This window comes from Pseudomonas sp. SED1, assembly GCF_034044025.1.
Lineage (GTDB): Bacteria > Pseudomonadota > Gammaproteobacteria > Pseudomonadales > Pseudomonadaceae > Aquipseudomonas.
In genome coordinates this window covers 35198-44370 of record NZ_JAXCIS010000191.1, presented here as the reverse complement: position 1 = coordinate 44370, position 9173 = coordinate 35198, and the positions used below count along the sequence as shown (strand labels likewise).

7 protein-coding genes and 1 pseudogene are annotated in these 9173 nt (G+C 60.6%); 3 read left to right on the top strand and 5 right to left on the bottom strand.

Going from position 1 to position 9173, the window contains the following annotated elements; translation table 11 throughout:
* Positions 1-58: 58 nt before the first annotated feature.
* A complete protein-coding gene (locus SNL23_RS24880) occupies positions 59-1342 on the top strand; it encodes a Zn-dependent hydrolase (protein ID WP_318303914.1) in 1284 nt (427 codons plus the stop codon).
* 19 nt (positions 1343-1361) lie between these two features.
* On the opposite strand, the pseudogene SNL23_RS24875 reads toward SNL23_RS24880, so the two are convergent.
* Together SNL23_RS24875 and SNL23_RS24870 are read right to left on the bottom strand one after the other, a co-directional pair.
* Positions 1362-1451, bottom strand: a pseudogene (locus tag SNL23_RS24875) (outer membrane lipoprotein carrier protein LolA); the annotation flags it as partial.
* 21 nt (positions 1452-1472) lie between these two features.
* Positions 1473-1721, bottom strand: coding sequence for a DUF6124 family protein (locus tag SNL23_RS24870; RefSeq protein ID WP_167663080.1), 249 nt, complete (start codon positions 1719-1721; stop codon positions 1473-1475).
* Positions 1722-2151: 430 nt separating this feature from the next.
* Here SNL23_RS24870 and SNL23_RS24865 point away from each other — a divergent pair, with 430 nt between their 5' ends.
* Both SNL23_RS24865 and SNL23_RS24860 read left to right on the top strand, forming a co-directional pair.
* A complete protein-coding gene (locus SNL23_RS24865; RefSeq protein WP_318303912.1) occupies positions 2152-2535 on the top strand; it encodes a polymorphic toxin type 44 domain-containing protein in 384 nt (127 codons plus the stop codon).
* Between the two features lie 49 nt (positions 2536-2584).
* Positions 2585-2965, top strand: coding sequence for a hypothetical protein (locus tag SNL23_RS24860; RefSeq protein ID WP_318303910.1), 381 nt, complete (start codon positions 2585-2587; stop codon positions 2963-2965).
* 230 nt (positions 2966-3195) lie between these two features.
* Here the strand turns inward: SNL23_RS24860 and SNL23_RS24855 are convergent, their stop codons facing one another.
* Genes SNL23_RS24855 through SNL23_RS24845 form a run of 3 tightly spaced genes read right to left on the bottom strand, consistent with a single transcriptional unit; the run spans position 3196 to position 8993 of the window.
* Complete coding sequence (locus SNL23_RS24855) at positions 3196-4632, bottom strand: efflux transporter outer membrane subunit (protein WP_318303909.1); 1437 nt, start codon at positions 4630-4632, stop codon at positions 3196-3198.
* Positions 4616-5782: an efflux RND transporter periplasmic adaptor subunit gene (locus tag SNL23_RS24850; protein WP_076014244.1), complete on the bottom strand. Its 1167-nt coding sequence runs from the start codon at positions 5780-5782 to the stop codon at positions 4616-4618. Before SNL23_RS24850 ends, SNL23_RS24855 begins: the two co-directional genes overlap by 17 nt.
* Entirely contained in the window at positions 5772-8993 is a 3222-nt protein-coding gene (locus SNL23_RS24845; protein ID WP_076014243.1) for an efflux RND transporter permease subunit, read from the bottom strand. Before SNL23_RS24845 ends, SNL23_RS24850 begins: the two co-directional genes overlap by 11 nt.
* Positions 8994-9173: the final 180 nt, after the last annotated feature.

Sequence of the window (9173 nt, the reverse complement as noted above, 5' to 3'; positions counted from 1 at the left end):
CAGTCCGCCAGTGAGAGCCTGGTCAAATTCATAAGAATTACTGTCTGAGGAGATCCCCATGAACGCTGCCATAGACGTTCTGCAATCCACCCATCAGCACATCAACCGCGATCGCCTGTGGCTGTCCCTGATGGAACTCGCCAAGCTCGGCGCCACCCCCAAGGGCGGCGTCTGCCGCCTGGCCCTGACCGACCTCGATCGCCAGGCCCGCGACCTTTTTGTGAAGTGGTGCGAGGAGGCGGGCTGTACCGTGACCATCGATGGCGTCGGCAATATCTTCGCCCGCCGGCCGGGGCGCAATCCCAAGTTGCCGCCGGTGATGACCGGCAGCCATATCGACACCCAACCCACCGGCGGCAAGTTTGATGGTTGTTTTGGGGTGTTGGCGGGAGTGGAAGTGCTGCGAACCCTCAATGACCTGAAAGTGGAAACCGAAGCGCCGCTGGAAGTGGTGGTGTGGACCAACGAAGAAGGCTCGCGCTTTCCGCCATGCATGATGGGGTCCGGGGTGTTTGCCGAGAAATTCACCCTGGCCGATACGCTGGCCAAGACGGATGCCGACGGCGTGACCGTGGGCGATGCGCTGAATGCTATTGGTTATGCCGGTACGCGGCCAGTGAGCGGGCACAAGGTCGGCGCATATTTCGAAGCGCATATCGAACAAGGCCCGATTCTTGAGGATGAAAAGAAAACCATCGGCGTAGTGCTGGGCGCCCTTGGCCAGAAATGGTTCGACCTGAAATTACGCGGTGTCGAGGCGCACGCCGGCCCAACGCCCATGCACCTGCGTAAAGACGCATTGGTAGGCGCTGCTGCTGTGGTCGCCGCCGTCAATGCGGCTGCGTTGGGTCATCAGCCTCACGCCTGTGGCACCGTCGGTTGCCTGCAAGCGTATCCCGGTTCACGCAACGTCATTCCTGGCGAAGTGCGCATGACCCTGGATTTCCGTCATCTGGAACCGGCACGACTGGATTCGATGATCGCCCAGGTGCGCAAGGTAATCGACGAGACCTGCGCCAAGCACGGCCTCACGTTCGAGATGACACCCACCGCTGACTTCCCGCCGCTGTATTTCGACAAGGGCTGCGTGGATGCTGTGCGTGATGCGGCCAATGGCCTGGGACTGTCGAACATGGACATTGTGAGCGGGGCAGGGCATGACGCGATTTTCGTCGCAGAGTTGGGGCCGGCGGGGATGATCTTTGTGCCATGTGAGGGCGGCATCAGCCACAACGAAATCGAGAATGCCGCACCGGATGATCTGGCGGCGGGCTGTGCGGTGTTGCTGAGGGCGATGGTGGCGGCGTCGGTGGCGATTGCCAACGGCAAACTGGCTGCATAAATCACTGACCCTAGAAACCTACTGTAGGAGCGAGCTTGCTCGCGAAAAACCTGAGGGCGCCGCGTACATCCAGGCTGTACGCGTAATCGTTGACGTTTTTCGCGAGCAAGCTCGCTCCTACAGTTATGGGTCAGCGCACGGCTACCGTCGCATCCACCACCCGATCTACCAGCAACTGCACGCCCTCCAGCATCCGACACATCCCCAGCACCACACTGCGCTGTGAACCATCAACCTCAAAGGCCAAGTGCGCGGCGATGGCATTGATGGATTCCAGATCCTGAGAGGCATTAAGCAGCAGGGTTTCGGTATCGAGACCAGGGCGGAGGGTGAAGAGCAGGTTCGAATCGGAAGGAGGATTTGGACTGTCTTTGATCATGATGCAGTTCCTGGAGAGTTAGAGACTACCACCAGGTTTTTCTCACGAACGAAGGTGGCAGCTGTACGCGGAGTGAGAAAACCAAAACCCCAGGAGCTTGGCCACGCCGAAGCGTGCCCGCGCACAGCCGCCATAACAGCGAGCACAGAAAAAGCGCCTGCACTGTATACGGAGGGCGCTTTTGCGCCAATGGAGTCTTCGGATTTCTCACGTCCGGTCGCTGAATTGGCAGCGACTGGCGAAGACTAGTGGTGCCCGTTCCGACCAGCAACCCGAAAGAAATGTAGGAAATATGTCGCTTCGAGGATGGGTTGTAAGGCATGTCCTGCACCTATGTACGAAGTCTCTTTTGTTCTTCGTACCGCTCATTATTTCGGGCTTCCAGTGTTAGGTTCCGTCACGCAAAAACCTAATGCAGAGGAAGCATTTGATGGCGGACCCTATGCCACCACCCGGCGTATCGCTCGACGAAAATATGGCCGCCGCGTTCCACAAAAAGAATGTGCTGAAGGCTGGTTCCGCGTTTATGTACTCTTGGTTTTATACTCAGGTCCGCAATCGCGGTCCTTGGGACTACAAGAAGATTTCTAAAGAATATGAAGCCTTTGGAAACTTTCATTATGGCGCCGTGGGGACAGCTGCTGGTTTCAGCGAAGAAGTGCTTTTGCGCGCAGCGGGGCTTGCTCAAAGCAGAGCGGGCACGGATAAACCCGAGTTCGGCCGTTGGTGGGGAGAGGCACCTTTCGGTGATGATCCGGTCGACCAATATTGGATCAAGGAAGGAATCAGGTATGCCAGGTTCAGGGACTACTAGAAAGTCAGTTTATTCAGTTGTCACTACTATCCTATTGGCGTGTTGCCTGGTGTATATCGGCGGTGATTGGCTGCTTTCGCCGGGTCGCCCGCAATTGACAGAAGTTGTAATGAGAGTGCCACTTGGCACTGACGGGGCCATCTATGGCGTCAAGGATGACCGTGGAGGGTCAACTGTTCCGTTCAGCTATCGATATTACGTTTACCGCACCTTGGAGGACGACAGTGAAGTATTGGCTGCGTTGAGGGATGCCAGTCCATTTTTAATTACGCGTGACGCATCGGCAAAAGTCGATGTTCAGGGCCGTACCATCACTGTGTCGGTGGCGGGGGACGTATCCGACTATCACAGCAGTACGCTATATCGACATGCCAATGGCAGTGACTACACAGCGGTGAGCGTTTTTCTGAATAGTCGGCCGGAAGATTGAAATTGGCGGTGGCTCAGTCTAGATGTTTGACTGACCCACCGCCTTCGCGAGCAAGCCCGCTCCCACATTTGATCACTGTCGTTCTTGAGACAGGTGCGATCGTTCCCACGCTCTGCGTGGGAATGCATCCCGTGACGCTCTGCGTCACCACTGCGCATGACTTTAACCTTGCATCGCCAGTTGGACGCAGAGCGTCCGAGGCGGCATTCCCACGCAGAGCGTGGGAACGATCATCCAGTGGGCTCGAGATTTGTGTCAGGCTTCCAACCGCCGCCGAGTGCTGTCACCAAACCCACACTCGCCTGCAACTGCCGTGTCTGCACCGCTTGCAACGTGCGCTGTGCCTGCAACGCTGCGGTCTGTGCCGTCACCACATCCAGATAGCTCACAGCCCCCGCCTGATAACTGTTCATCGCCAGCGCCTGGGTGTGCTCGGCTGCATTGGCGGCGGCCTGTTCATCCATCGCCTCCTGCTGCAAATCACGCAGTTGCCCAAGGTTGTCTTCCACCTCACGCACGGCTCTTAACACCTGGCTACGATAGTGCGCCGAAGCCTCTTCAAACTCCGCCTTGGCCTGGCGTTCATTGGCGCTCAGCCGTCCGCCATCAAAGATCGGCAGGTTGACCAAGGGCCCCAGCGCCCAGTACCGATTGGCCGCCGAGAACAAGTTGCCGACGCCTTGGGTCTGCCCGCCAATCAATCCGGTCAAACTGAAATCCGGATACCACGCGGCCTTTGCCACGCCGATATTCGCGTTGGCCGCAAACACCCGTCGCTCCGCCGCCGCAATATCCGGCCGGCGTTGCAGCAGATGGCTCGGCAGCTGTTGCGGAATCCCCGGCAACGCAATCAATTGCCGGCTCGGCGGCAGCTGGAATTCACTGGCCGACACACCCACCAATTCACCAATCGCATGCTCGGTGAGATTGCGCTGACCGCGTACATCGTCAAGCTGGGCCTCGGCTTCAGCCAGCTGATTCTGTGCGCGGGTCAGGTCGAGTTCCGAGGCGATCTGTCCTTCATACCGGCTGCGGGTCAGTTGCAGCGCCTGGCCAAAATCATCCAGCGAACTGCTGAGAATCCGGCTCTGCGCATCCAGCCCGTTGAGCTGCACGTACAGCGTCGCCAACTGATGCTGCAAGCTCAGGCGTGCCACCGCCAAATCATCCCCGGAGGCTTGGGCCTGCGCATCGCCAGCCGCCACTTGGTTGCGGATTTTGCCCCACAGATCCAGGTCAAAACTCAGTGAAAACCCTGCCGTGTTGCTGTTGTACACCGAAGGCTGGGTATCGCCCCGCAGCGGCCGGGAATCCGATTGGCGCTGACGCAACGGCTGTGCGCTGGCGGTGATTTGCGGGAACAATCCGGCATGCAGCTGGCTGGCATACGCCTGGGACGCGTCGAAATGCGCCAGCGCCGCCGCCAGGTCCGGGTTGGCCTTGAGCAGTTGTTCCTGCAGGCCGTTCAAGCGCTGGTCCTGGTAAAGCTGCCACCACTTCGGCGCCAGTTGGTCGGAGGGTTGGGCGCTGTGCCACGGACCGTCGCTGGTCTGTTCGCGGTATTTGGCCGGCAGGTCAATGGTCGGTGCCTTGTAGGTGGGCGCCAACGAGCAACCGTGCAGCGCCAGCAACACCAAGGCTGCGAGGGGTTTAAGCCTTGGGTGCATGGGCACCTCCGGCGTCGGCCAGTTGCACGGCGTCGCCTTCGCGCAGGGCGTCGGGCGGGTTGTCGACTACGCGATCGGCGGGTTTCAGGCCTTGATCGATGACCAGGCGCTCGCCGAGGTCGAGGCCGATGTGGATGTCTTGCAGGTGCACATGGTTCTTGGCGTCCAGAACCGCGACCTGGGTGCCTTGGGCGCGGAAGATCAGGGCGCTGGCCGGGATGCTCACACCATGGGTGTCTGCCGGAATCGCCAGGGTGGCTTCTGCGTAGTCGCCGGGCAGCAACTTGCCGTCCGGATTGTCTGCCACGAACTGCGCGAGCAGGGTGCCGGAGCGGCGGTCGATGGCGGTGGAGTCGCCCATCAGCTTCGCGCTGAAGTGTTCGCCGGGGTGCTCGGGTACCGTCAGTTGGGCGGCCAATCCGGGATGAATCACCGCCGCATAGTTCTGCGGCACCGGCACATAGAGCCGCAGTTGGTGGGTGTCGGCGATGTCGAACAGTTCCGGATCGCTGTCGCTGTCGGCCTTGATCAATTGGCCGATGTCGGTATTACGCGCGGTGATTACGCCAGCGAACGGCGCGCGGATGGTCTTGTAGTCTTCCAGGGCCGACAGCCGCGCATAGTCTGCCTCTGCTGCCTGGGCATTGGCCTTGGCAGCCAGGGCGTTGGAGGTTTTTTCATCGGCCTCCTGGCGCGATACCGAATGGCTGTCCAGCAGGTTTTTCCAACGGGTGGCGGTGGTTTCCGCCAGTCGTGCGTTGGCCTGTTCCTGCACCATGCGCGCGTGGGTTTGTGCCACTTGCTGGTCGAGGTCGGGGCTGTCGATCTCGGCGAGGATTTGCCCGGCCTTGACCTGGGTGCCGATGTCGACCTTCCAGTCTTTGAGATAACCGCTGACCCGCGCATGAATCGGTGCCTTGCTCCAGGCTTCCAGGTGTGCGGGCAGGCGCAGGGTGTCGCCGGCCGCGTTCTGCTTCGGCTGGAACACCAGCACCTGCGGCACTGCGGCGGTTTCGGTCCAGGCGGTGACGGATTTTTCATGCATCGTACGGGCGTGCAGGCCGTTGGCGACCAACAGGGCAGCCAGTGTCAGGCCGCCGACACCCATGAACATCAGACGCTTGCGCGAGGGTTTGTGATCAGACGACATGTGGGGTTTCTCCAGCAGCAGCGCGAGTAGGGTGACGACCGTGGACCAAACTGAAGACCACGGGTACAAACAGCAAAGTGGCAGTGGTGGCGAGGATCAGGCCGCCGATCACGGCACGTCCCAGCGGCGCGTTTTGTTCTTCGGACAAGGCCAGCGGCAACATGCCGATGATCATCGCCAGAGCGGTCATGCACACCGGGCGGAAACGTGTGTAGCCGGCTTCCAGTGCGGCCTTGAGTGCGTCGCCATGTTCGGCCAGGCGCTCTCGGCAGAAACTCACCACCAGGATCGAGTTGGCGGTGGCCACGCCCATACAGAGGATGGCCCCCGTGAGTGCGGGCACCGACAGCGAGGTGCCGCTGAGGAACAGCATCCACACGATGCCCGCGAGGGCCGCCGGCAGCGCGGTGATGATCACGAACGGGTCAGTCCAGGACTGGAAGTTGACCACGATCAGCAGGTAGATCAGCACCACTGCGCCGAGCAGGCCGAAGCTCAAGCCGTTGAACGCTTCATGCAGCGCATCGATCTGCCCGTGCAGGCTGATGGTCGCGCCTTTGGGGCGCATCGGGGCCATGTCATTCAGCACCTTTTGCACATCGCTGGCGACGCCGCCGAGGTCGCGGCCCTGCACGTTGGCGTACAGGTCCAGGGTCGGTTCGATGTTGTAGTGGGTCACCACCGCCGGGCTTTGTACCCGTGAAATCGTCGCTACGCCGCCGAGGATTTGCGACTGCCCATCGGCACCGGTCACCGGCAATGCTTCCAGGGACGGCAGGCTGTCGAGGCGATACTGCGGGGTGGCAGCCACGATCGAATACGACACGCCATTGGCCGGGTTCAGCCAGAACGTTGGTGCGGTTTGCGAGCTGCCGGCCAGGGACGCAACCATGCTGTTGGTCACGTCGCGCTCGGTGATGCCCAGGCCATTGGCGCGCATCCGGTCTACGTTGACTTGCAGTGACGGGTAGCCGGTGGACTGCTGGATACGCAGGTCGGCAATGCCCGGTACGTGTTTCAGGCGACGCTCCAGTTCCACGGCGTAGGCGCGGTTTTCTTCATCGCTGCGCCCGGAGATTTTCACATCCAGCGGTGCCGGTGAACCGAAGTTGAGGATCTGGCTGCTGATGTCGGCCGGCAGGAAGGCGAACTGGCTGCCGGGGAAACTTTCGGGCAGGGCTTCACGCAGTTTTTTCACGTAGTCAGCAGTTGGCGCGTGGTCTTTTTTCAGGGTGACCTGGATATCACCGTCCTGTGGGCCGATGGTGCCGCTGCTGCTGTAGGCCATGTCGATGCCGCTCAGCGGAATGCCGATGTTGTCGACGATAGTGTCTAGTTCGTCGGCCGGAACGATCTCGCGAATCCGCGCTTCGATCCGATCAAACGCTGCGGCGCTTTCTTCGATCCGCGTGCCCAGCGGCAAGCGCACATGCAGGGCCATGGCCCCGGCGTCGGTGGCCGGGAAGAAGTCCTGGCCCAGGCTTGGCAGCAGCAGGAACGAGGCAAGAATGCAGGCCAGGAAGCCGACGATGAAACGCTTGCGAGCACCCAGGGCCAGGGTCAGCAGGCTGTGGTAGACGTCGCGCACGTTGGAGAAGTGACGCTCGAAACCCTGCTGGAAATTCAGCACCGATTGCAGCACGGCGTTGCGCTGGGGTTTGTGCTGGTCGCCCTCGTGATGGTTGATGAATTCATCTTCCGGGTGATGGCCCTGGCCTTGCTCCGGCACGTGCGGCTTGAGCAGGAACATCGCCAGGGTCGGCACCAACGTTCGCGACAGAATGAACGAGCTGGCCATGGCGAAGATCACCGCCAACGCCATCGGGCGGAACAGATAACCGGCGATGCCTTGCAGCATGAACATCGGCACGAACACGATGCAGATACACAGCAGGGACACGAACGCCGGGCCGACAATCTGCTTGGCGCCGTCGAGGATCGCGTCTTTCACCGCCTTGCCTTGTTCCAGGTGCCAGTTGATGTTCTCGATGGTCACCGTGGCGTCGTCCACCAGAATCCCCACCGCCAACGCCAGCCCGCCGAGGGTCATGACGTTGAGGGTTTGCCCGGTGGCTGCCAGCAATGCGATGGCCGAGAGCACCGCCAGGGGAATCGAGGCGGCGATGATGATGGTCGAGCGCCAGCTGCCGAGGAACAGCAGGATCATCGCGCTGGTCAGCAACGCCGCGATGATGCCTTCCTGGGCCACGCTGCCCACCGACTGTTTAACGAACACCGAGGCGTCGCCGAGCAGTGAGGTCTTCAGTGAAGGCGGCAACGTTTCATTGATGCGCGGCAGCATCTGGCGGATGCCGTCGATAATCGACAGGGTGGAGATGCTGCCGTTTTTCAGGGCCGGCATCAGCACCGCACGGTGGCCGTCAACGCGCACGATGTTGGTCTGCGGCGGCGAGCCGTCACGCACGTGGGCCACCTGGCCGATGGTGATGATCGCACCGTCGACCGTCTTGATCGGCAGGTCGTTGAGCTCGTCAATCGCCTTGGGGCTGTTGTTGAGCAAGATCGTGTATTCGTTGGGGCCGAGTTTGGCGGTACCCACCGGGATGATCTGGTTCTGCAAGGCGAGAGCGTTGCCCACGTCCTGTGCTGACAACCCTTTGGCGGCCAGCGCCTGCGGGTCGAGATCGAGGGTGATCTGGCGTTGCTTGCCGCCCATTGGCGTGGGCATGGCCAGGCCGGGCAGGGCACTCAGGGGCAGGCGGATATTGTTCTGTACCAGGTCGCGGATTTTCGCTTCCGACAGGCTGGGGCTGGAGAACGCCATCTGCAGGATCGGCACCGTCGAGGCGCTGTAGTTGAGGATCAGCGGTGGGGTGATGCCCGGTGGCATCTGCTTGAGCACGGTTTGTGACACCGCTGTTACCTGGGCGTTGGCGGTGCGGATATCCACGCCGGGCTGGAAGAAAATCTTCACGATGCCCATGCCGGGTAACGACTGCGATTCAATGTGTTCGATGTCGTTGACGGTGGTACTCAGGGAGCGTTCGTAGGTGTAGATCACGCGACCGGCCATGGCGTCCGGGGACAGGCCGTTGTACTGCCAAACCACCGCGACGACGGGGATGCCAATGTCGGGAAATACGTCAGTGGGGGTACGCAAGGCCGCCATGGGCCCAATGATGCAGATGAATATTGCCAGCACGATAAACGTGTAGGGCTTGAGCAGTGCGGTCTTTACCAGCCCGAGCATGCCGTAACCTCCAAAGGAGTGGGATTGCAAACCCCGGCAGTCTTGCCCGACCCACCTAACACGCACCTTTCAGCCAGGTGAAGGAAGATTTAGTTAACGGCTGAAGATCCTTTCATATGTATTCATTTGTTCAATAATGGTGACAGTACCAAGCTGGATACCGATCGAACGGGAGCTGTT

What these genes read in the sequence shown, in the direction of transcription:
- SNL23_RS24870 (WP_167663080.1), bottom strand. Translation starts at nt 1,721, where the DNA reads ATGATCAAAGACAGTCCAAATCCTCCTTCCGATTCGAACCTGCTCTTC.
- SNL23_RS24855 (WP_318303909.1), bottom strand. Translation starts at nt 4,632, where the DNA reads ATGCACCCAAGGCTTAAACCCCTCGCAGCCTTGGTGTTGCTGGCGCTG.
- SNL23_RS24845 (WP_076014243.1), bottom strand. Translation starts at nt 8,993, where the DNA reads ATGCTCGGGCTGGTAAAGACCGCACTGCTCAAGCCCTACACGTTTATC.
- SNL23_RS24850 (WP_076014244.1), bottom strand. Translation starts at nt 5,782, where the DNA reads ATGTCGTCTGATCACAAACCCTCGCGCAAGCGTCTGATGTTCATGGGT.
- SNL23_RS24880 (WP_318303914.1), top strand. Translation starts at nt 59, where the DNA reads ATGAACGCTGCCATAGACGTTCTGCAATCCACCCATCAGCACATCAAC.
- SNL23_RS24865 (WP_318303912.1), top strand. Translation starts at nt 2,152, where the DNA reads ATGGCGGACCCTATGCCACCACCCGGCGTATCGCTCGACGAAAATATG.